The organism is Nostoc sp. JL31 (assembly GCF_017114965.1).
In the GTDB taxonomy this organism is placed as follows: domain Bacteria; phylum Cyanobacteriota; class Cyanobacteriia; order Cyanobacteriales; family Nostocaceae; genus Nostoc; species Nostoc punctiforme_A.
Window position 1 is genome coordinate 135,080 of the sequence record NZ_JABXKO010000113.1, and the last position, 21,949, is coordinate 157,028.

General features: G+C 43.4%; 20 protein-coding genes and 1 pseudogene. 13 read left to right on the plus strand and 8 right to left on the minus strand.

The window, feature by feature from the left end:
• Positions 1-32: 32 nt before the first annotated feature.
• Together psaB and psaA are read right to left on the minus strand one after the other, a co-directional pair.
• Entirely contained in the window at positions 33-2,258 is a 2,226-nt protein-coding gene (psaB, locus tag HWQ43_RS29530; protein WP_292740257.1) for a photosystem I core protein PsaB, read from the minus strand.
• 120 nt (positions 2,259-2,378) lie between these two features.
• The gene (gene psaA / locus HWQ43_RS29535) at positions 2,379-4,637 is read right to left on the minus strand and encodes a photosystem I core protein PsaA (RefSeq protein ID WP_292740259.1); all 2,259 of its coding nucleotides are present in this window, start codon (positions 4,635-4,637) and stop codon (positions 2,379-2,381) included.
• A gap of 538 nt (positions 4,638-5,175) precedes the next feature.
• Here psaA and HWQ43_RS29540 point away from each other — a divergent pair.
• The gene (locus HWQ43_RS29540; protein ID WP_292740261.1) at positions 5,176-6,876 is read left to right on the plus strand and encodes a hypothetical protein; all 1,701 of its coding nucleotides are present in this window, start codon (positions 5,176-5,178) and stop codon (positions 6,874-6,876) included.
• Here HWQ43_RS29540 and glsA read toward each other — a convergent pair.
• Positions 6,853-7,767, minus strand: coding sequence for a glutaminase A (gene glsA, locus HWQ43_RS29545; protein ID WP_292740263.1), 915 nt, complete (start codon positions 7,765-7,767; stop codon positions 6,853-6,855). The two genes, HWQ43_RS29540 and glsA, sit on opposite strands and share 24 nt — an antisense overlap.
• A 393-nt stretch (positions 7,768-8,160) precedes the next feature.
• Here glsA and HWQ43_RS29550 point away from each other — a divergent pair, with 393 nt between their 5' ends.
• The 6 genes and pseudogenes from HWQ43_RS29550 to HWQ43_RS29575 all read left to right on the plus strand — a co-directional run bounded on the left by HWQ43_RS29550 (position 8,161) and on the right by HWQ43_RS29575 (position 13,153).
• Positions 8,161-8,634, plus strand: a complete 474-nt coding sequence (locus HWQ43_RS29550; RefSeq protein ID WP_292740265.1) for a hypothetical protein — start codon at positions 8,161-8,163, stop codon at positions 8,632-8,634.
• A 359-nt stretch (positions 8,635-8,993) separates the two neighbouring features.
• Positions 8,994-10,508, plus strand: coding sequence for a thioredoxin-like domain-containing protein (locus HWQ43_RS29555; RefSeq protein WP_292740320.1), 1,515 nt, complete (start codon positions 8,994-8,996; stop codon positions 10,506-10,508).
• A gap of 56 nt (positions 10,509-10,564) precedes the next feature.
• Positions 10,565-11,131 (plus strand): annotated as a pseudogene (locus tag HWQ43_RS29560) (HAD family hydrolase); the annotation flags it as partial.
• Positions 11,132-11,254: 123 nt separating this feature from the next.
• On the plus strand, positions 11,255-11,608 hold the full coding sequence (locus HWQ43_RS29565; RefSeq protein WP_292740322.1) for a DUF952 domain-containing protein: 354 nt from the start codon (positions 11,255-11,257) through the stop codon (positions 11,606-11,608).
• Positions 11,609-11,677: 69 nt separating this feature from the next.
• Positions 11,678-12,001: a hypothetical protein gene (locus HWQ43_RS29570; protein WP_292740267.1), complete on the plus strand. Its 324-nt coding sequence runs from the start codon at positions 11,678-11,680 to the stop codon at positions 11,999-12,001.
• A gap of 234 nt (positions 12,002-12,235) precedes the next feature.
• The gene (locus tag HWQ43_RS29575) at positions 12,236-13,153 is read left to right on the plus strand and encodes an RluA family pseudouridine synthase (protein ID WP_292740324.1); all 918 of its coding nucleotides are present in this window, start codon (positions 12,236-12,238) and stop codon (positions 13,151-13,153) included.
• 259 nt (positions 13,154-13,412) lie between these two features.
• Here HWQ43_RS29575 and HWQ43_RS29580 read toward each other — a convergent pair whose 3' ends face one another.
• From HWQ43_RS29580 to HWQ43_RS29590, 3 genes are all read right to left on the minus strand, one after another.
• Positions 13,413-14,180, minus strand: coding sequence for a phycobilisome rod-core linker polypeptide (locus HWQ43_RS29580; protein ID WP_292740269.1), 768 nt, complete (start codon positions 14,178-14,180; stop codon positions 13,413-13,415).
• Positions 14,181-14,614: 434 nt separating this feature from the next.
• Entirely contained in the window at positions 14,615-15,163 is a 549-nt protein-coding gene (locus HWQ43_RS29585) for a hypothetical protein (protein ID WP_292740271.1), read from the minus strand.
• Positions 15,157-15,774, minus strand: a complete 618-nt coding sequence (locus tag HWQ43_RS29590) for a phycobiliprotein lyase (RefSeq protein ID WP_292740326.1) — start codon at positions 15,772-15,774, stop codon at positions 15,157-15,159. Before HWQ43_RS29590 ends, HWQ43_RS29585 begins: the two co-directional genes overlap by 7 nt.
• 298 nt (positions 15,775-16,072) lie before the next feature.
• On the opposite strand from HWQ43_RS29590, the gene HWQ43_RS29595 reads away from it, so the two are divergent.
• From HWQ43_RS29595 to HWQ43_RS29610, 4 genes are all read left to right on the plus strand, one after another.
• Complete coding sequence (locus HWQ43_RS29595) at positions 16,073-16,240, plus strand: NblA/ycf18 family protein (protein WP_292740328.1); 168 nt, start codon at positions 16,073-16,075, stop codon at positions 16,238-16,240.
• 277 nt (positions 16,241-16,517) lie between these two features.
• Positions 16,518-17,075, plus strand: coding sequence for a bleomycin hydrolase (locus HWQ43_RS29600; RefSeq protein WP_292740273.1), 558 nt, complete (start codon positions 16,518-16,520; stop codon positions 17,073-17,075).
• A 78-nt stretch (positions 17,076-17,153) separates the two neighbouring features.
• A complete protein-coding gene (locus HWQ43_RS29605) occupies positions 17,154-17,648 on the plus strand; it encodes a bleomycin hydrolase (protein WP_292740275.1) in 495 nt (164 codons plus the stop codon).
• A 205-nt stretch (positions 17,649-17,853) separates the two neighbouring features.
• Positions 17,854-18,462, plus strand: coding sequence for a HEAT repeat domain-containing protein (locus HWQ43_RS29610; RefSeq protein ID WP_292740277.1), 609 nt, complete (start codon positions 17,854-17,856; stop codon positions 18,460-18,462).
• 41 nt (positions 18,463-18,503) lie between these two features.
• Here the strand turns inward: HWQ43_RS29610 and HWQ43_RS29615 are convergent, their stop codons facing one another.
• Both HWQ43_RS29615 and HWQ43_RS29620 read right to left on the minus strand, forming a co-directional pair.
• A complete protein-coding gene (locus HWQ43_RS29615; RefSeq protein WP_334702281.1) occupies positions 18,504-19,445 on the minus strand; it encodes a HEAT repeat domain-containing protein in 942 nt (313 codons plus the stop codon).
• A 6-nt stretch (positions 19,446-19,451) separates the two neighbouring features.
• On the minus strand, positions 19,452-19,685 hold the full coding sequence (locus tag HWQ43_RS29620; RefSeq protein ID WP_292740279.1) for a hypothetical protein: 234 nt from the start codon (positions 19,683-19,685) through the stop codon (positions 19,452-19,454).
• Positions 19,686-20,290: 605 nt separating this feature from the next.
• On the opposite strand from HWQ43_RS29620, the gene HWQ43_RS29625 reads away from it, so the two are divergent.
• Together HWQ43_RS29625 and HWQ43_RS29630 are read left to right on the plus strand one after the other, a co-directional pair.
• A complete protein-coding gene (locus tag HWQ43_RS29625) occupies positions 20,291-20,473 on the plus strand; it encodes a hypothetical protein (protein WP_292740281.1) in 183 nt (60 codons plus the stop codon).
• A 183-nt stretch (positions 20,474-20,656) separates the two neighbouring features.
• The gene (locus HWQ43_RS29630; protein WP_292740283.1) at positions 20,657-21,928 is read left to right on the plus strand and encodes a HEAT repeat domain-containing protein; all 1,272 of its coding nucleotides are present in this window, start codon (positions 20,657-20,659) and stop codon (positions 21,926-21,928) included.
• The last annotated feature ends 21 nt before the right edge of the window (positions 21,929-21,949 follow it).

Consider the following 21,949-nt stretch of genomic DNA (forward strand, 5'->3'; position numbering starts at 1 on the left):
TTTGTTACTTATCTACAAAACTAGGAGCCGAATTAACCGAACTTACCAGCAGTAGAAGCAATCAAGAACGCGGCGTAAGTCACGACGTAGCCAACAGTGAAGTGAGCTAGACCAACTACACGAGCTTGAACGATGGACAGAGCCACGGGCTTGTCTTTCCAGCGAACTAGGTTAGCTAGAGGAGTGCGTTCGTGTGCCCAAACAAGGGTTTCAATCAACTCTTGCCAGTAACCTCTCCAGGAGATTAAGAACATGAAGCCAGTAGCCCAAACTAGGTGTCCAAATAAGAACATCCAAGCCCAGACAGACAGGTTATTCACGCCGTAGGGGTTGTAACCGTTAATCAACTGAGCAGAGTTAGCCCAGAGGTAATCGCGGAACCAGCCCATGAGATATGTAGAGTTCTCATTGAACTGAGCTACGTTGCCTTGCCAAATACCTAGATGTTTCCAATGCCAGTAGAAGGTCAACCAACCAATGGTGTTGAGCATCCAGAATGTAGCGAGGTAGAAGGAATCCCATGCTGAGATGTCGCAAGTACCGCCACGACCGGGGCCGTCGCAAGGGAAGGCATAGCCGAAGTCCTTTTTATCGGGCATCAGCTTAGAACCACGGGCATCCAAAGCACCTTTGACCAAAATCAAGGTGGTGGTGTGGAGACCTAAAGCGATCGCATGGTGTACCAAGAAGTCGCCAGGGCCAATTGTCAAGAACAGGGAGTTAGTACCAGCATTGATGGCATCTAACCAACCTGGAAGCCAAACGTTAGCGTAGTTAGGCCATGCTGTGTAAGCAATACTATCGGGGTTAGATAGCAATGTATCTAAACCGTACAATACCTTACCGTTAGCAGCTTGGACAAATTGAGCAAACACTGGCTCAATCAAGATTTGCTTTTCAGGAGTGCCGAAAGCAACTACCACGTCGTTGTGTACGTACAGACCAAGGGTGTGGAAGCCTAAGAAAAGGGATACCCAGCTAAGGTGGGAAATAATCGCTTCTTTGTGCTTCAACACGCGCTCAAGGACGTTGCCCTTATTTTGCTCTGGATCGTAATCACGAACCCAGAAGATTGCTCCGTGGGCAAATGCACCAAGCATCAGGAATCCAGCAATATACTGGTGATGCGTATACAACGCTGCCTGAGTTGTGTAGTCCTTCGCAATAAATGCGTAGGAAGGCATGGAGTACATGTGCTGCGCTACCAGGGAGGTTACAACACCTAGCGCTGCTAAGTGCCAACCCAATTGGAAGTGCAGGGAGTTGTTGTAGGTGTCGTAGATACCTTGGTGAGGTAAGTTGAACGGGCCTTCAACAGGAATACCAAAGAAACTCTTGGCATTCAAGGCTTCCTTGAGACTGTGACCAATCCCAAAGTTTGTCCGGTACATATGACCAGCAACGATGAATAAAACTGCGATCGCTAGGTGGTGATGAGCTATGTCAGTCAACCACAAAGCTTCTGTCTGGGGATGGAAACCACCCAAGAAACTCAGAATTGCAGTTCCTGCACCTTGCGATGTCCCGAAGATATGTCCAGGAGTGTCAGGGTTTTGAGAGTAAACACCCCAGTTGCCTGTAAAGAATGGTGTTAAACCTGCTGGGTGGGGTGGGGTATTCAGGAAGTTATCCCAACCTACGTGCTGACCGCGAGATTCGGGGACAGCAACGTGAATTAAGTGACCAGCCCACGCCAAGGAACTAACACCAAACAAACCTGCTAGGTGGTGGTTTAGGCGATGTTCAGCGCTCTTAAACCATGCCAAGCTAGGACGGTACTTGGGTTGCAAGTGCAGCCAACCAGCAAACAGTAATACAGCAGCGAATAACAGCAAGAACACTGAACCGTTGTACAGTTCGCCGTTATTCCGCATACCGATGGTATACCACCAATGGTAGAGACCAGAGTAGGTAATGTTTACCGGATTGCTAGCACCAGCTTGGGTAAAAGCTTCGATTGCTGGTTTACCAAAGTGGGGGTCCCAAATCGCATGGGCGATGGGACGGATGTGAAGGGGATCTTTAATCCACTGTTCAAAGTTACCTTGCCAGGCTACGTGGAACAGGAGGCTGGATGCCCACAGGAAGATGATTGCCAAGTGACCGAAGTGAGTTGCGAAAATCTTTTGGTAAAGATTTTCTTCCGTCATGCCATCATGGGTTTCAAAATCGTTGCCTGTAGCGATCGCATACCATATCCGACGAGTCGTCGGGTCCTGTGCGAGATCCTGGCTAAATTTCGGAAATTTTGTCGCCATAGGTTTAATAAATCCTCTGACCTTTAGCCATCAAATACCAGCGTCTAGAGTCCTGAGTTCTGAGTACCAAGTTTTGAGTATTTTCTCAGCACTCAGCACTCAGCACTCCACAACTGATTGCTACCCTACTGAAAGGATGTGTGCATGGAAGAATGCCCAGGTTGTGGCAATTCCTCCCAAGAGGTAGTGAGCTACCCCTACAGCTCGACCCTGAATAATGCTCAGGGCGCGAGGCTGAATTGCTGGTGCTACCTTCAGTTTGTTATGCGCCCAAACAATGGACTCAATCAGTTCTTGCCAGTAGCCGCGACCACTGAACAGGAACATCAAGCTGAATGCCCAGACAAAGTGAGCGCCTAAGAAGAGTAGACCATAGGCAGATAGCGCGCTGCCATAGGAATTGATGACTTGTGTAGCTTGTGCCCACAAGAAGTCTCGTAACCAACCGTTGATGGTAATAGCACTTTGGGCAAAGTTACCACCAGTGATGTGAGTTACAGTCCCATCTCCATCTACGGTTCCCCAAACATCTGATTGCATCTTCCAGCTGAAGTGGAAAATTACAATAGACAGGGAGTTGTACATCCAGAAAAGTCCGAGGAATACGTGATCCCAACCAGAGACTTGACAGGTACCGCCACGACCAGGGCCGTCGCAAGGGAAGCGGAAGCCCAAGTTTGCTTTGTCTGGAATCAGACGAGAGCTACGGGCGTACAGCACACCTTTGAGCAGAATTAGGACGGTGACGTGAATGGTGAAAGCGTGAATGTGGTGAATTAGGAAGTCCGCTGTACCCAAAACAATGGGTGCAGCTGCCACTTTACCGCCAACAGCCAAGACACCGCCGCCAAAGACATAGCTAACTGGTTCTAGGGCATTGGGTGCAGTTGTACCAGGAGCCAAAGCGTGGATATTTTGTATCCACTGGGCAAATACTGGCTGCAATTGAATCCCTGTATCAGAGAACAAGTCTTGAGGACGACCCAATGCACGCATTGTGTCGTTGTGGATGTAAAGTCCAAAGCTATGGAAACCGAGGAAAATACACACCCAGTTCAGGTGAGAAATAATCGCGTCACGATGACGAATCACCCGATCCAGCAAGTTGTTTTGATTCACAACTGGATCGTAATCCCGCACCATGAAGATCGCAGCGTGAGCTGCTCCACCAACAATCAAGAAGCCGCCAATCCAAATATGGTGAGTGAATATGCACAACTGTGTAGCGTAATCAGTTGCCAAATATGGATAGGGGGGCATCGCGTACATGTGATGCGCGATGATGATGGTTAGCGAACCCAAGAAGGCTAGGTTAGTAGCCAACTGAGCGTGCCAAGATGTGGTCAGGTTTTCGTACAGACCTTTGTGACCTTCACCAGTGAAAGGGCCTTTGTGGTTTTCTAGGATCTCTTTAATGCTGTGACCAATACCCCAGTTGGTACGGTACTGATGACCAGCAACGATAAAGAGAACTGCGATCGCTAAGTGGTGATGAGAAATATCAGTCAACCACAAGCCGCCTGTTACCGGGTTCAGACCGCCCTTGAAGGTGAGGAAGTCAGCATACTGACCCCAGTTCAAGGTGAAGAAAGGTGCTAAACCAGCTGCAAAGCCAGGGTACAGTTCGGTCAACAAGTCTTTGTTCAAGATGAACTCGTGGGGCAGAGGTATGTCTTTGAGAGCAACACCTGCATCCAAAAGCTTGTTGGTCGGTGCGGACACGTGGATTAAGTGACCTGCCCATCCCAAGGAACCACAACCTAGCAGTACTTGCAAGTGATGATTCAGCATCGACTCCACATTCTGGAACCATTCCAGTTTGGGAGCGCGCTTGTGGTAGTGGAACCAGCCGGCAAATAGGAACAAGCCTGCTAATACCAATCCACCAATCGCTGTGCAGTAAAGTTGGAAGGAGTTTGTGATTCCCCAGCCACGCCATACTTGGAACAAACCGGAGGTGATTTGAATACCGTGGAAACCACCGCCAACATCACCGTTTAGAATGTCTTGTCCGACAATGGGCCAAACGACTTGAGCGCTAGGCTTAACGTTTAACGGGTCACTTAGCCAAGCTTCGTAGTTAGAAAACTTCGCGCCGTGGAAAATCATCCCACTCAACCAGATTGTCACTACTGCCAAGTGGCCGAAGTGGGCTGAGAATATCTTGCGGGAGATGTCTTCTAAATCGCTTGTATGTGTATCAAAATCATGGGCGAGTGCGTGCAGGTTCCAAATCCATGTGGTGGTTTTGGGACCTCTGGCTAAGGATCTGTCAAAGTGTCCAGGTTGCGCCCATCTCTCGAATGAGGTTGGAACTGGATCGTTATCGACGATTACTCTTGCCTTTTTTTCCTCTCGCTCCGGAGGACTTATTGTCATTCGACCTCCTCTCTTGATAAGGAATGAGGAATCATGTATACCACAAAATGAACCATTACCGCATACTCCAGAATTTTACTGAAGCCGCGATCAAGACCCGATGTGGAGAGTTGTTTCTCGTTGAATTATAGAGTCTTCACTTGTACATTGTTGGAGATATTTTAACAATAATTCAAACTTGCTCAAATATTGCTGAAATTCATGCATTAACTGGCTTTTAAATTCAAATTTTTTGTCCAAAAGTCAATAGTTTATCTATTTAATTTACAAAGAATAACAATTCGTAAAATTTATGGTTTGGCTGTATGTAGCGAATGTCGCAGCTTTTACTCTTATTACTCATGAACATTTATGTCATATTTCAATTTTTGCAAGTAAAACGCTGTAAAGAATATGACTTATTTTAGAATTTTATGAGAATACCAAGGAAAATTTATGTGATGTGAGGCAGATTTCACCTTTTGGGCTATAGTTCCAGATGGACAGTTTGAGCCAAAATAATCTGTCAATTGTCGAAGACTATCACTGGGTGCAACACATGAACTCGTGCCTGAAAAGGGTGTTAGAGAAATTTCTCCCTGAGAGGTTCTCGATTCTCAGGTGGGTAATGACATTGGTGCTGGTATTAAGCTTGACCAGTTGCGGCGAGAAAGCCGACAGCCAGGAAGTATCTACTGGCTATAAAGAAAACTCCCCAAAGATTTCTCAAATTTCAAAGCAATTTTCGGAAGTTTCCCCTCCATCTGTTATTCAAGAACTGCGTCAAATTTTGGAAGTTTATCAGCCACAAGTGACAATTGTTACTCCAAAATTTGATGAAGTTCTTCAAGACAACAAAGTTACAGCTAGTTTTCAGGTTAAGGATCTACCAATATTTAAAGACCCACAATTACAACTGGGACCACATTTACACGTAATTCTGGATAATCAACCTTATATACCTGTTTATGACCTGAATCAGCCCTTGGTTTTGCCAGACTTGTCTCCAGGTAGTCATACCCTGCGCGTCTTTGCCTCTCGTCCTTGGCATGAAAGCTTTAAGAATGAAGGCGCTTATGCCCAAACAACATTTCACGTCTTCACTAAAACCGACGACAACACCCCAGATCCTAAATTACCCCTGCTAACTTACAGCCGTCCTCAAAGCAGCTACGGAGCAGAACCAATCTTACTGGACTTCTACCTAACTAATGCTCCTCTCCACCTCGTCGGCAAAGAAAACGCCAATGACGAGTTCAGTGATTGGCGCATCCGCTCCACTATTAATGCTGAAAGCTTTATTTTCGATCGCTGGCAGGCAGTTTACCTTAAAGGCTTCCGTCCAGGGAAAAACTGGGTAAAGCTAGAATTTCTTGATAATCAGGGAAATCCTGTCAAAAATGCTTTTAATACTACAGTTAGATTGATTGACTACCAGCCAAATGGTAAAGATACTCTGTCGAGAATTGTCAGAGGAGAACTCACAGCAGATGAGGTACGCGGTATTGTAGACCCGAATTATAAACTTGCACCTAAACCCACACCTTCTGTTGAAAAAACACCCCAAACCCAACCGAAGGTAGAAAAACAGCCTATTCCTGAAACTGAAGTTCCAGAAAAATCCAAAACACAGCCAGAAAAACCAAAATTAGAAGTTCCAATGGCTGCACCATCTCCTAGCGTATCCCCGACACTACCAGAAATTATTGAGTCCCCAGCATCAGAACCACAGCCGGAGGTAATACCAACTCCCGAATCAACACCGTTACCCGAAAAAGTAACGCCTCAGCCAAGAAAACCTAGATTTGGTGGATTTTTTAACCGTGGGGCTGGTAAAGTTCCCACCCCAGAAGCACCAGTTGCACCATCTCCTAGTTTGCCACCCACACTGCCAGAGATTATTGAGTCTCCTGTACCAGAAATTATTCCGCCAACACCAGAACCACAGCCAGAGGTAACGCCAACTCCTGAATCAACGCCGTTACCCGAAAAAGTAACACCTCAGCCAACAAAATCTAGATTTGGTGGATTTTTTAATCGTCTAACGGGTAAGACACCGACTCCACAAGTAACAATTGCACCATCTCCTAGTTCGTCACCTACACTACCAGAAATTATTGAGTCTCCTGTACCAAAAATAATTACGCCACCAGCAGAACCAGAGCCAGAGGTAACGCCAAATTCTGAATCTACGCCGTTATCTAAAACAACTGCTCCCGATCCAGAAAAACCAGAATTAACCAAAAATACTCAACTGTAACTCTTGCGCTAAAGCCTCAACAAATGCGATCGCTCCTACAGGATTTCCGATATTATCCAAACCAGGACTGTAACAAGCGATCGCTCCCTCTCCTGGTACTATTGCTACAAGTCCACCACCAATGCCTGATTTCATCGGTAAACCAATTCTGACTGCAAACTCGGCAGAAGCTTCATAAAGTCCACAAGTTGACATTACAGCGTTGACAATCCGGCGATTTTGTGCTGATAAACAGCTATTTTCACAAGCTAGGAGTTTTCCTAACAGGGCTAAATCTTCAACTCGCCCAGAAATACAGCATATTTGCTCATAAGTATCAAGTGCTGTTTCAATATTTTCTAGATGACCGGCTTGGGCGAGATAATTAGCGATCGCTTCATTAGCTGTTGAACGGGTTAATCGCACTGAAGCCAGCATTACCTCATCTAACCTTAGCTGGCAACCTGCTAATTGGTTCAGCCATTGACAAAATAAGAAAGTGCGATCGCTAGCGTCCTTTCCTGGTAACTTATCAGACAGGGTAATTGCCCCACTATTAATCATGGGGTTGCGGGGATGACCGCGATCGCTAATTAATTGTTCTAAAGAATTGAAGGGTGCATCTGATGGTTCCACCCCAACCCAGCCGAAAACCTTTTCTGCTCCTAGATGTTCTAGCAGATAAAGTAGAGAAAATGTCTTGATGGCGCTCATTAGCGGGAAAATACAAGCTGTATCCCCAAAGCTAATAGTCTGCCCCGATTTACAACAGATATGAACTGCAAACCAAGCAGAATCAGCTAAAGCTAATTGCGGAATGCGATCGGCAACTTGTCCTCGTTCAACTTGGGTTTTAGCTAGCTGCACCCAGGCTGATAACTTCGTAGTAGTTAGTTTTTCAAGTCCTTTCAAAGTGTAAACTTTTTAACAATTTCTTTTTTAAACGGCAACTAACAGTCTAGTCTGATGTTAATCAAGGCTGACTTTGCCCCTAAGTGGTTACGCAAAATTAAATTATTTATGTCATTGCGAGCGGAATGAAATGTAGCGTTCGCGGTAGCGTCTCGTAGAGAAGCAATTCCAAAGTGCAAGCGAATTGCTTTATTTTGCTTCGCTTCATTCACAATGACAAATGTATATAGCGTTTCCTAAGCAACTGAGGTACACCTAAATCTTTTCTAACAAAATAAGCAGCTTTAAAAACGTACCTCACCAGGTCGGAAACCCCGGTATTTAATTTTACACTACCACTTATCACACCTCAGCATTGTCTATAAACAAGAGAACTGTATTGGAGGTAGGTTTGTGAAATTATCTAAACTGTCCACAATTCTAGGTTTAACAGCAGCATTTGCAATTTCATCACAAGCTACGTTGCTAATTCAACAAAACAAGGCTCTAGCGGTTACTGGTATATCTATCCTTACATCTCTTAAATCTATCCTTTATACAGGCGAATACTTATTCGCTGCCACTAATCAGTATTTGATTTCACCTAATGGGGTATATAAAGCTATCCAGCAATCTGATGGAAACTTTGTTCTTTATGCTGACAGCACTCCTCTGTGGGCATCAAACACTTACAACATAGCAGTTTACTACACCGTCATGCAAACCGACTGCAATTTAGTCAGCTATAATTATAGTGAAACCGCTGTGTGGGCAAGTAATACAGCTGGGCTTGGTTCTAATTGTCGTCTCGAAGTTCAAAATAATGGAAACTTGGTAATTTATACAGGTTCTAATGTTCCTGTATGGGCAACAAATACCAACAGATAAGCTGCTTTGTTGATACCATTTCTTTCTGAAGCTGCATAGAAATAACCCCAAGGCCTGCGTCATATCCCCGATGCTTTGAGAGAAATTAAACTGGGCTTTATGGTATATTTTGAGACTTTTAAAATATCTTTTTAACTCGACTTTATCCAAAATTAAGAACTTGGTTTTGCTTAATAAAGCAAAAAACCTAACTTTTTAGCAAAAACTTTTTCTATATCACTGATTCACGGTGAAATCGAATAGGTAAAACTAATACCCCATATAGGTTTTAGCATTAGCGTTCGTGCAACGACTCCGCAGGAGTATCGCGTTGCTAGAAAATGGATAAAGTCGAGCTTAATTACGAATTACAAATTAGTATGATTCCCCGTGTTAGAGCGCCAGAATTACCGCAAAATTACTTTTGGCTCAATACCGATAAACCATTGTCTCTTAAACAACTTAAGGGTAGAGTCGTAATTTTAGACTTTTGGACATACTGCTGTATAAATTGTCTGCATATTCTGCCAAACCTGAAATATTTAGAACAAAAATATAAAGATAGTCTTACTATTATCGGCGTTCACTCCGCCAAATTTGACAACGAAAAGGAAACAGAAAATATTCGCCAAGCTATCCTGCGCTATGACATTGAACATCCAGTTATAGTTGACAGAGGTTTTCGGATTTGGGAAGAGTATGCTGTGCGTGCTTGGCCTACGTTAATAATTATTGATCCAGAAGGTTACGTGATTGGCCAGATTTCTGGTGAAGGAAACCGTAACACTTTAGACGAGTTGATTCAAAAGTTAATTCAGCAACACCAAGACAAAGGCACAATTAATTTCCAAGAAATCAGCTTAACTTTAGAAAAACAGCGCCAACCATTAATCACACCTCTAGCTTTTCCTGGTAAAGTTCTAGCTACTCAAGCAGGTTTGTTTATCGCTGACTCTGGACATCACCGCCTAGTTATGAGTAGCTTCAACGGACAAATTTTACAGTTGATTGGTACTGGAAAATCTGGCTTAACCGATGGTGCTTTTCACGAAGCGCAATTTTTTGCACCCCAAGGAATGGCTTATGATGCCGAAAATCAGATTCTTTACGTTGCGGATACAGAAAATCATGCACTGCGGCGAGTTGATTTAAAGGGCCAAGTAGTTGAAACTATTGCGGGAACTGGTGAACAAAGTCGTAATATCCATCCTCATGGCGGTGCTGGTTTAGAAACCGCACTGAATTCACCTTGGGATTTAGTGAAAGTGGGAAATACCTTATTTATTGCAATGGCTGGGCCGCATCAAATTTGGCAAATGGATTTAGAAACTGGCATCATCAAAACTTATGCTGGTACTGGTGCAGAAGCGTGTATTGATGGTTCACTTACTGAATCTGCTTTTGCTCAACCTAGTGGTATTACTAATAATGGGCAAGAATTATATATTGCTGATAGTGAAGTTAGTTCAATTCGTGGTGTTGGAATTGTCGAACCGTATCAAGTACGAACTGTTTGTGGTAGTGGCGGTTTATTTGGTTTTGGCGATGTAGATGGACAAGGTGAAGATGTCCGTTTACAGCATTGTTTAGGAGTGGAATACGCTCAGAATTTTTTGTGGGTAGCAGATACCTATAACCATAAAATTAAATTAGTTAGTCCTAGTGGAAATTGTCAAACAGTTTTAGGAGATGGTTCTGCTGGTTTACAAAATGGCCAGGGTAAGAACACTCGGTTTTTTGAACCTTCGGGATTGAGTGCTTTGAGTTCTTATTTATATATTGCTGATACTAATAACCATGCTATTCGTTGCGTAGATTTGGATAGCTTTGAGGTGACAACGCTGGAGTTTCCTGGTTTGTGTTCGCCAGATGTTTGTATTCCGCCAAATTTATAAAATGAGAATCTCACGCAAAGGCACAAAAAAAACAATATTGTTGAGCGATCGCTTGTATGCAATTAGTCGTTTTTGATATTGATGGGACACTAACAAATACAAACAAAATTGATGGAAATTGTTTTGTACGTGCTTTTGAATTGGAATTTGGAATTTTTGGTATAAATACAAATTGGACTGAATACACATACACCACAGATTCTGGAATTACCCAGCAAATTTTCCAAGAAAAATTAGAACGTCTTCCTTCAGATGAAGAGTTAATCAGAATCAAAGCGCGTTTTGTTAGTCTACTTCAGAAAGCGTTTATTAATAACCAAGATTTATTCAGCGAAATTCCTGGTTCTGCAAATATATTAGCTAAATTACAGCTAGACTCTGATTGGTGTGTTGCGATCGCAACTGGTGGTTGGCGTGAGTCTGCTAAACTAAAACTTCAAAAAGTTAATATAGAAATAGAAGGCATTCCATTGGCTTCAGCTAATGATGCACTTTCGCAAAAAGAGATTATTAAAACAGCTATTATCAAAGCAGAGAATATTTATCAAGTTGAAAAATTCCAGAAAGTTGTTTTTGTCGGTGATGGTGCTTGGGATGTAAAAGCAGCCTATAAGTTAAATATTGCTTTTATTAGAATAGGTAATAATAAATTAATAAATATAGGCGCTACAAAAGTTATTCAAGACTTTACAAACTTAGACGAATTTATGACAATATTACAATACGCAGAAATTCCTAGATTTTCTATGAACACCATTCTCCATATTACCAAACGTCAACAATGGGAACAAGCAAAAAATCTTGGTACATATCGTGCTGATTCGTTAAACAGTGAAGGTTTTATACATTGTTCAAAATCAACGCAAATACTCAAGGTTGCAAAGAGATTTTTTGATAATCAAAAAGAATTAGTACTACTTTTGATTGATTCTGAAAAAGTCCAAGCTGAAATTCGCTATGAACCTGCTGAAATAGGGGAATTATTTCCTCACATTTATGGTGAGTTAAATATTGATGCTGTGTATCAGGTGATAGATTTTGAAGCTGGGAAAGATGGTTTATTTGAGTTGCCGCAAGAAGTTATAGATTTAGAATTATGAACCACAGAGGCGCGGAGGACGCGGAGGTGGAAAAATGCAGAGAATTTAAACCAGGACTTACACAAAATCATGAAAAAACGAACCGCATACTCCTACGGAGAAGCAAGCTACGCGCAGCGTCTCGTTATTGAAATTGATGTCACCTCTAAAACCCAAATTAGTGCCTACGAAGCGTTGAAAGTACCTGAAATTTGGCGATATGAAAGCAAAAACCTAGAAATTAGCTTGCTGCAAGGTGAGCAATATGTGAAGTATCTTATCAGCCCCACATTCCCTACTTTTTCTATTACAGAACTTATTCCTCGATTTGTAGAAATGGCGCGAACTATAGGAATGAGTTCAGCACTTAGCGCGTTTCGACAATCGGTAAGAGAACAAATACAAGACAGCTAAGGTAATGAAATTCGCGGGTACACGAACTCTCGTTCGCTAAGGTAAAATCAAGGTTTTGCCTCGGTAGACGCGATTTATAACGCCCTTTTAAAGTATTTCGCGCTTTACTTAAAGAACGGGAATTAATCTAGAGCAATTGTGACCGAATTTAATTTACAAATCCAAGAAAATAGCGAACGCTTATCAACTCCACTGGAGGATGCTTTACCTAGCTTGCTTCCCCTTAAGAGTACGATACACTGCATTAACACCAAGGGCGATCGCATCGACCGTTACCTTTCCCAAGAATTACCAGACTTATCCCGTTCCCGCATCCAACAGTTAATCGAACAGGGCAACGTCCAACTTAACGATCAAGTTTGTACATCCAAGAAGATCAATGTCAAGGTAGGCGATCGCATCACTCTGGAAATACCAGAAGTTCAACCTTTAGAACTGCAAGCAGAAGATATCCCTTTAGATATCCTTTACGAAGACGACCAGTTACTTATTCTCAACAAACCCGCAGGCTTGGTTGTCCATCCTGCACCCGGTCATCCAGATGGTACTTTAGTAAATGCTCTATTGGCTCACTGTCCCAATTTACCAGGAATTGGCGGAGTACAACGTCCAGGAATCGTCCATCGATTGGATAAGGATACTACAGGCGCGATCGCGATCGCTAAAACAGATATTGCCCACCATCATCTACAAGCACAACTCAAAGCAAAAACTGCACGACGAGAATACTTGGGCGTAGTTTACGGTGCTCCAAAAACTGAAAGTGGCACTATCGACTTGCCTATTGGTCGCCATCCCCAAGACCGCAAAAAAATGGCTGTTATGCCTGTTGAACAAGGCGGACGAGTCGCCGTCACTCACTGGAAAGTATTAGAACGCCTTGGTAACTTCACTTTAATTCACTTTCAATTAGAAACTGGACGCACCCATCAAATTCGTGTCCACAGCGCCAAAATGGGTCATCCCATTGTCGGCGACCCAGTTTATAGTTCTGGCCATTCCGTTGGGGTAAATTTGCCTGGTCAAGCATTACACGCTTGCCGACTCAAATTGCAGCATCCCATATCTGAGGAGTTGATTGAAGTGACAGCTACTCCTCCCGCCCACTTTACAAAACTTTTGGAGATGCTAAAAAGACGAACTACACTTTAACCCCATCCACACCAGAAAGCAACGCCATTTCACAGACATTAGGTAGGTATTGATAAAAAACTATCTTCGATGCCCCATGCCCAATGTCCCATGCCCCATGCCCAATGCCCCATACCAATTAACAACTAGCGTGCATTAGACATGGGATAGAGTCTGTTTCACTTAGTTCTATCTAAATAAAACTCCTACATAACCCAAGACTTATGCACGCTATAAAACGATCAAATGGATGTACTAGCCAGCCACCGACCAAAAATCGTTATTTAATTCCTGCCAGTTGCCGATAAGGTACAGACTTTTCGATATCGATGTTGTATGGCGAGATCCGTTGTGGAGCATTGCCAGTTGCATTGATATTTTGTGCCATACTCAGGAATAGAGATGGATCTCCAGCCTTTGCTTTTTGCTCTTGTGGGAGGAATCTGCGTACTTCGACCTGCCAAATGATTTGGGGGAAACCCAGTTTGGCACGGTGATAATCTTCGTATCGCGGAGATTTGATGTTGAATGGCAACTCACCCGCAGATTGGGATGGCAGTATCCGACGGCGCTGATAAGGCACTGTGGAGTATCCAAAATTGCTCAGGTACTCTTCAGTGTTGAGCACTTCATCAATAAAGCCTACAATACCCTTGGTAGCGACTACAATTGACCAGGCGATTTTTTCCCGCTCGTTGTATGGATCGCGTCCTAGAACCCGCTGAATTACTTGCTCAACAAAGCGATAATTATTGTTGAGGTCGTAGAAGCTTTTCTTAAAGGTATTGGAAAGCACCAATCCACGAATAAAGTCCCGTACTGTAATTTGTCCATTACGGAGTTGAGACTCTAAATATGTTTCGCGATCGGCAGCAAAAGCGTAAAAGAAAATTTGACGATATGCTGCTTCGATCAGATCGCCTAAATCTGACGGAGAAAGTATATTGTCGGTATTAAAAATCCTGGGCTGTTCATCACCCGGTACTTCGTATCCAGCTACACGCTGGTTTTGACTTGAAGGTTCATATTCTAACAGAGGAAGTGGCACTCTAAAGCCTCCATGTTCTTAATTAAAGTTAACAACTTTTAATCACATATTAAAGGAGTAGTTGTATCAGAACTTCAGATTCTGATAAAATTTCACGAAACTTAACCAAGGGGAATTGTAAGTATTCGTAGGATAAATGATTAAGCTACTGGATTCAACCCATAGCTAATCAATAAATAAGGATTTGGGCTTTCAGCTTAATGACTACGTAAATGATTAAAAAATTTTATTCACATATTTTAGATTAGGAGATTCAGTTTCACCTTTTTGAACTGAAGCAATAATTTTTAACATTTAGCAAAAGAAATTAATGGGGCATTGGGCATTGGGCATTGGGCATTGGGCATTGGGCATAAGAGGCAGAGGTGCAAAGGTACAGAGGGAAAATTTACTGCAACTTCCCCTGCTCCCCTGCTCGCTTGCCTCCCTCGGCGTCAGCGACCTATCCAAAATTCCAGAGGATCTATGGTTGATTTACAGTAGGGCCAGCTACGCAAAGTTGCTTCCATTCCTGCCTCCCAGTAGGGTGGTTCCAATCCCAGTCCTAAGCATAGATGAGATAAGATGCTAGCAAACTGCTCATTATGACCAAACTCTCCTAGATGGGCATGGGCGTATTCATGGACGACTACACCAAACCAATCTCTAGGTGCAACTCGACCAACATCTACCAAAATAGTGATTGGGTTTGTGAGAATGTTGCACAGCCCATCTATGCCGAAGGATTGAGCTATGGGGACTGCAAAAATTTGGATTTGGCGACGCTGTTGGGGATGAAAGCACTCATGACAAACCTGTAGATAGGAGTTGATCTGAGCGTTTACGGCGTTAATATTCTCGCCGATCCAAGTGCAAATGGGGATGCGATCGCGCAGGTTATCAAACACATCCACCATACCCGGTTCTAGGGCAAGTCCCTGTACCAGACGCAGATAATCTTGCCCACGAGTAAAAGCATCGCTCTGCTTGAGATAATTCACCACCCCAAAACTGAATAAAACTGTCTTTTTTCCAAAATATCTGGCCCAAGTTTTTCCGTTACTTCTTCTGGGCTGGCAACCTCAACAGAAGTTTCAATACGGCTTTCAGTACAAAACGATGCGGTGCTAAAGCCGCCAAACCGTTTGACTGTACTGGTTCGTAGTCGCATATTTGGGCTGGCGAACCAGAATCGTTCAATGGAACTCATTGTTTCGTATTCGGTTGTCAACACCAGTCCATCTTCATCATCCATGTGAAAAAGACCGACTACAGGCACGATTTCGGCGTAGCCTCTTTCGCGGAGTAATTTGCCTTGCCTTGGGTTATCGCCATCAGGCACGATCGCAAATATGGTTTTCCCCTGATGATTCTCCTCGTCCTCTCGATCCCAAGCCATTGTCCCTAACCAACGCACGCGCGAACCACCGACTGAAAGGCTGGGGTCAATCTCATGATACTGGCACAGTTCAATGATTTCTGGATGATCGGCATCCAGAGTTTCTACTTGTATATCCGATTCTCCTGTCTCTGAGCGCTTGAACGCCAGATGATGAGTTGCACGTTGCGATCGCCACTTACCAGCACTTAGCTGAAAAAATTCCATTGCGTCTATCAATCTTCTGACTCCTACTTATTACTCCTGCGGATGATGTTTTACGAGTTCTTTGTTTTTAGAGTAGTTGGTATATAAACATTCTAAACATTACAGCGATTAGTGGTCAGCTTCAATAAACACCCTAGAAAGGGGGAAGATTGACGTGTTGTTATCTAATTGTAAAGTTTTATGAGTGTGATTTATTCTAGCTTGACAATGTGGACATTTTAATATCCGAGTGCTAAAATTACTAAAAAGCGATCGTCTTCCACTAACAACGAATAACCTTCGATTCAGTCAATCACAGGAGTGAATGATGGACTTTCCAGTCGAATTAACTTTAGAACAACAATTTCGCTTACAAAATTTGAAAGACCAGGTAAAAAGTTTGAGTCAACAAGAGGCTCAAGAATTTTTACTAGAAGTTTTACGGCAGATGATGGTGAAAGATAATTTGGTCAAACATCTGTTAAAAGAAGCTTGATAGAGTAGAAAACAAAATTTTTTCCTTAAGACTTACGCAATGGAGAGTTCCATAAAAATGCGTAAGTCTTAATTTTTTGCCCAATTTCGGCTAAATTTTGATTTTTTGATCGGGAAAGCCAAATTATAGGTAAATATTACAGATTATTACTTTGTCTCTCATAGTAAAGACTAGGGTACTATTGATCCCCTATGTTTTTGTTTGGCTACTCGCAGTTAACCTGATCGAGAACACGCCAAAAATAATATCCGCCATTTGTGAATATTAAGGAGAACTCATGGTTCTTGATGCTTTTTCCAGAGCTGTAATTGCGGCTGATGCCAAAACCGCTCCTATCGGTGGTACTGACTTGGCAGCCTTGAAGTCTTTCATCGCTGAAGGCAACAAGCGCCTTGATGCAGTGAATGCGATCGCCAGCAACGCTAGCTGCGCGGTTTCTGATGCTATTGCTGGGATTGCTTGTGAAAACACAGGTTTGATTCAATCTGGTGGTAACTTGTACCCCACTCGCCGGATGGCTGCTTGTTTACGTGATGCTGAAATCGTTCTGCGCTATGTAACATACGCGCTGTTGGCTGGTGATTCTTCCGTATTGGATGATCGTGCTTTGAACGGTTTGAAAGAAACCTACACAGCTTTGGGCGTACCCACTGGGTCTTCTGTACGGGCTTTCCAAATCTTGAAGGCTATTAGTGTCGCTCACATCACCAACACCAATACTGAAGCTAACGCTGGTAAAAAATTCCGTAAACAAGAAGTTGTTCAAGGCGACTGCTCTGCTCTAGCTGCTGAAGCTGCTAGTTACTTCGATCGCGTTATTTCTGCTTTGAGCTAATCACTCATGGCTAAAGGCTATTAGCCAAGCAAACTGAAATTAAAACTCGATCAAATCTAATCTGGAGTATAAAAAGCAATGAAATCAGTTATCACTACAGTTATTGGATCTGCTGATGCAGCAGGTCGTTTTCCAACCACCTCCGATCTAGAATCAGTTCAAGGTAGCATTCAGCGTGCTAATGCTCGTCTAGAAGCTGCTGAAAAGCTAGCTTCTGGCATCGATGCCGTAGCTAAGGAAGGTTATGATGCTGCGTTCAAGAAATATCCTTACCTAAGCCAAGAAGGTGAAGCTGGCGACACTCAAGTTAAGAAAGACAAGTGCCTGCGCGACATCAAGCACTACTTACGCTTGATCAACTACAGCTTAGTTGTGGGCGGTACTGGGCCTCTAGATGAGTGGGGTATTGCAGGTGCTCGCGAAGTTTATCGCTCTTTGAATCTGCCCACCGCTCCCTACGTTACCGCGTTGACTCATACTCGCGATCGCGCTTGCTCTCCTCGCGACTTGTCTCCTCAAGCGTTGGTTGAGTTCCGCAATCTCCTCGACTACGTAATCAACTCCCTTTCATAGTAATAGGGATTGACTAGACGTAAACGAGCGATCGTCATACTCTAAAACTCAGGGACTCTCAGTCTGTTGCTTTGCCTGTATCAGGTTGAGTGATTGACCAAGAGTCCCTCTGTTGTTAATAATTCGTAATGACGCTCCTGCGTCGCTAACGTAATTTGTAATTAATGATTGAACTTGGGGGATTTAAACAGGGAAATTTTCTTTTATGACAATAGATTCTCTATTTGCACAGTTAAAACACCCCAACCCCAATTTGCGGGAACGAGCCTTGTGGGAACTGGCTGATGTCCGTGATGAGAATACCATTCCTCGGCTGATGGGTATTTTAGATGAAGAAGATGTCACCTATCGTCGAGCTGCGGTAAAAGCACTGGGTGCTATTGGTACAGATGCTGTACCGCTATTGGTAGAGTCATTAGTAAATAGTGATAATGCCACCATTCGAGGTAGTTGTGCTAAAGCTCTAGCACAGGTTGCTGCTAATCATCCTGATGTTCCCTTCCCCAATGAGGGCTTACAAGGATTGCAAACAGCGCTCAATGACCCAAATCCCGTTGTTTATATTGCATCCGTAATGGCACTGGGTGAGATTGGTTCTCCTGCCTTTGAGATTTTGACTGAAGCTCTGAAAAAAATAGATAATGTTGCGGTGGCTGTGGCGATCGTCAATGCACTCGGTTCGATGGGTGATATGCGCGGGGTGGAAGTGCTGACGGCATTGACAAATGATGAATCTGTTGATCCGTATGTTCGAGAGTCAGCGGTGAGCGCTTTGCCCCGATTAGATCAAGTGATGAAATATAACGGAGAGTAGCGATCGCTAATTATGCGCTCAAATTGGAAATGTCCATCGCCTTATTCCCAAGCTTCTTCCTCTAACTGCCTCTCAATTTGAGAAATCGCCAACTTAATCACTGCCTGAACCCCCGCTTCTTCTTCCTCAGTTAATGCGGCTTGCAGGGGTTCTAAAGCAGCACCGTCGCCAATCTTCATCAATGCCAAAGCCGCTGCTTTTCGAGTTTCCCAATCGGGATGATGTAGTAATTCCACAAGGCTAGGAATTGCCGAACGATAGGTCAGGCTACCCAAAGCAGCTGCTGCTTCACACCGGACAATTTCAGATGGATCGTTGAGGGCATTAATTAAAATATTAAATGCTCCTTCTTGAGTGCCTTCTTGAGCAATTTTAGCGATCGCACCCACCACCGCAGCCCGAACTTCAGCGGAGTCGGAGTTAATCTCTCGATATAAATGCTCCTTCGCTTCTGCCCCAATAAATCCCAACGCCCATACTGCATGACCTTTGGCACTTTCTGGATACTCCGTTGACGCTAAGATTTTCAGCAACGCTGGCACAGCTGCTTCACCTATTTTGGCAAGCCCCCCCACCGACGAGGTTTTGACCACCATATCTTCATCATTTAACAGGGCATTGACCAAAGTTGGAACTGCGATCGGGTCAGCAATGAGTGTCAAAGTTTTAGCGCTGGCTCTCCGCACAACTGGGTTGGGATGATTTGCCACAGCTTCCATCAATAAAGGGGTTGCTGGTTTGCCGATTTTACCCAAAGCCTCTGCAAAACTCAACCTAACCATGCCCCGTGAGTCCGCCATACTCTCAACCATCCGCTTTAGTAGCTCTTGGTCATCTGAGTTGAAGATGTTTAAGGCTAATTGCTCACTCACCGCTTTAAATAAAGCATCGGTTTCTGCATGGGATAGATTTAACGAATCTTCCCCAGATTGAGTTTCGGAGTTGAGCATATAATCTCCAGCTAAATTATCAAGATGAATCACTAGTTGCTACGCACTCAGGGCAGCCTGTTGAGCGCGGAGTTCCTGAAGGGCAGAATCAATCTTGGCAAGCTCAGGCTCCAGTTTTGCCATGACGCTTACTCTCATCAACTTAGCCCGTTTTGCTGTTTCCGTAGTTTCTTGAACTAGACGTTCCCGATATTGCTCAAGTTCTGCAATCACTTCTGCTACGTCTTGAGCGGTGACGTTATTGGTTGTTGTGAATTCTGAGGTTTCATCCATAAGTTTTGTTTCCTAAATGCGTGTTTATATGAATGATGTGTGGTGAGTGTTTCCAAGAATGTTTGTATTTGCTTACTCGCTAAAGACTAGCACTTAGCTGTTACATAAAACGGAGCAATTTGCAAGAGGTAACTGAACTAATAGCTGACAAACGCATATATTATGATCTTCTCAGATCGCGTTACCACTGGTAAAGCTTTTTGACGCAAATCTTCAAAAGATAAACCCAACTACATTTTTGATAAGTCTTTTAAGCTTTTTAGATTGCAAGTGTGTAGGTATAGAATAGTTTAGCACTTTGCAAAAACTGCTCAAGATGTTTCCTCCAATCGTAAAGTGCCTCCCCGCAAGTATAAGCAGTCGCTATCTTGGTTAGGATTTAGAATATGAAGAAATAATTGATTTGGGCATTCCTATGGCAAACCCTTACAGTGACAGCGGAGGTCAAGTTAATGAAGTAGACAAAGATTCGTCTCAAAGCCAGGTATAAAGTCTGTTTTACTTCTGACTCCTGAATTCTGAATTCTGCTGTATGTCCTAACCAACGTAGCGGCTGCAATGGTAATAAAAACAGCAAAACTGTTTAAACATTCTGGAAAAATATCGTGGAAACGACAAGAAACAACTCACTAGATATGCGCCACATTAGTCCTACAGTAAGAGAGCTAATTAAGCAGTACGCTGTTGTAAATAACTGTACGCAGGCTGAAATGCTAGAGCGTATTGTTTTAGAGTGGAACACCCAACAAAGCGACAGCGAACGACCATCAGGAGATGAAGATGAATAGCCTTTTTGTACAGCTTTTTTGAGGACAATGATGCTTTCTTTTGGTTTGTTTGGCTCTACCTCGGCCAAACATTTTTATTTTGTACTCGCCCCATCTTCCCAGTCCCCAATCACTAGTAGCCAGTCCCTAGTACGATAGTAAAAGTGACCTGCAAGCAATTATCCAAGAGCCATTTACAGATCAATGGATAAACGTTTTTTTAAAATGTTTGGGCTAACAGAAGAAGAAGCGATCACAATTATCGATACACCATTAGAACAACTCGAAGACGCTTCTGATAAATATATTGCTGTTTCCCATTTAATTAACTTCCCCACTGAGCAATCGATCGCGGCTTTGGTGCGCGCGATTGAAACCAGTAACCCTGATGAGCTAGACCACCGCATTGTTCGACGCAAAGCTGTAGAAAGTCTGGGGCGATTACAGGCACAATCAGCTTTACCTGTAATTCGGCAATGTCTTAAAGATGATGATATTTATACTGTTGAAAATACCGTGTGGGCAATCGGGGAAATTGGCACTAAAGAGCCAGAAATTCTCGAAGAAATAGCACAACTGCTTGATAAACCAGGTCAAATCTATCGAGTCATTATTCATACTCTAGCTAACGCAGACTATCAACCGTCTCTAGAACGTGTACTAAAATTTACTTTATCTGAGGATGAACCTACCCGTAGTGCAGCGATCGCTACAGTTTGCCGCTTTACAGATGACTACTCTCAAATTACTGAGGTGATGGCGCTGCTGCAAAGTTCTAGCGTCAATGCACGGCGCGGTTGCATTCAAGACTTGATTGATTCACGCTATTACAAAGCCATTCCAGAAATCGCTCGTTGTCCTGTATCTTTAGTCTTCCGGTTGCGAGGATTGCGGATGCTTTTGGATGCAGGCGTTCCTAGTGGTGAAATTACCTTTACAGAAATTCAACCTTACTTAGAGCAAGTACTCTACGATCATCCCAACGACCTTGATTTAGTACATGAGTATGATGCCACCCCTGTTCTAGATTTTGTGATTAATGAGCTTTACGAAACTGATTTTGGACGTTGCTATTTGGCGACAAAAACCTTACTGGATATCTATTCACAAGAAGCACCAGCAGCACTCTTAGCAACTTATGGAGATAAAGCATATAACGATTATGGCGCTCATTATCATGTCATGAAACTTTTCGGCTGGCTGAAATATGCTCCCGCCTACGATTTATTAGTAGAAAACCTACACAATCGTGAACCTCAGTTTCAGAAATCTCGTGCAGCTTGTGCGATCGCTCTTAGTGAATTGGGCGATTCACGAGCAATTCCTGAACTTAAAATTTGCCTCAATACGCCAATTTGGGACTTGAAATACGCTTGTTTATTAGCGCTAGACCGCTTAGGAGACTCCTCTGGTCGGGAAATTTGTACTGACGATCGCGACTGGCTAATTAGGGCGAAAGCCATGAGTAACCGATAGCGCTAGCGACTGGAAGTCGCG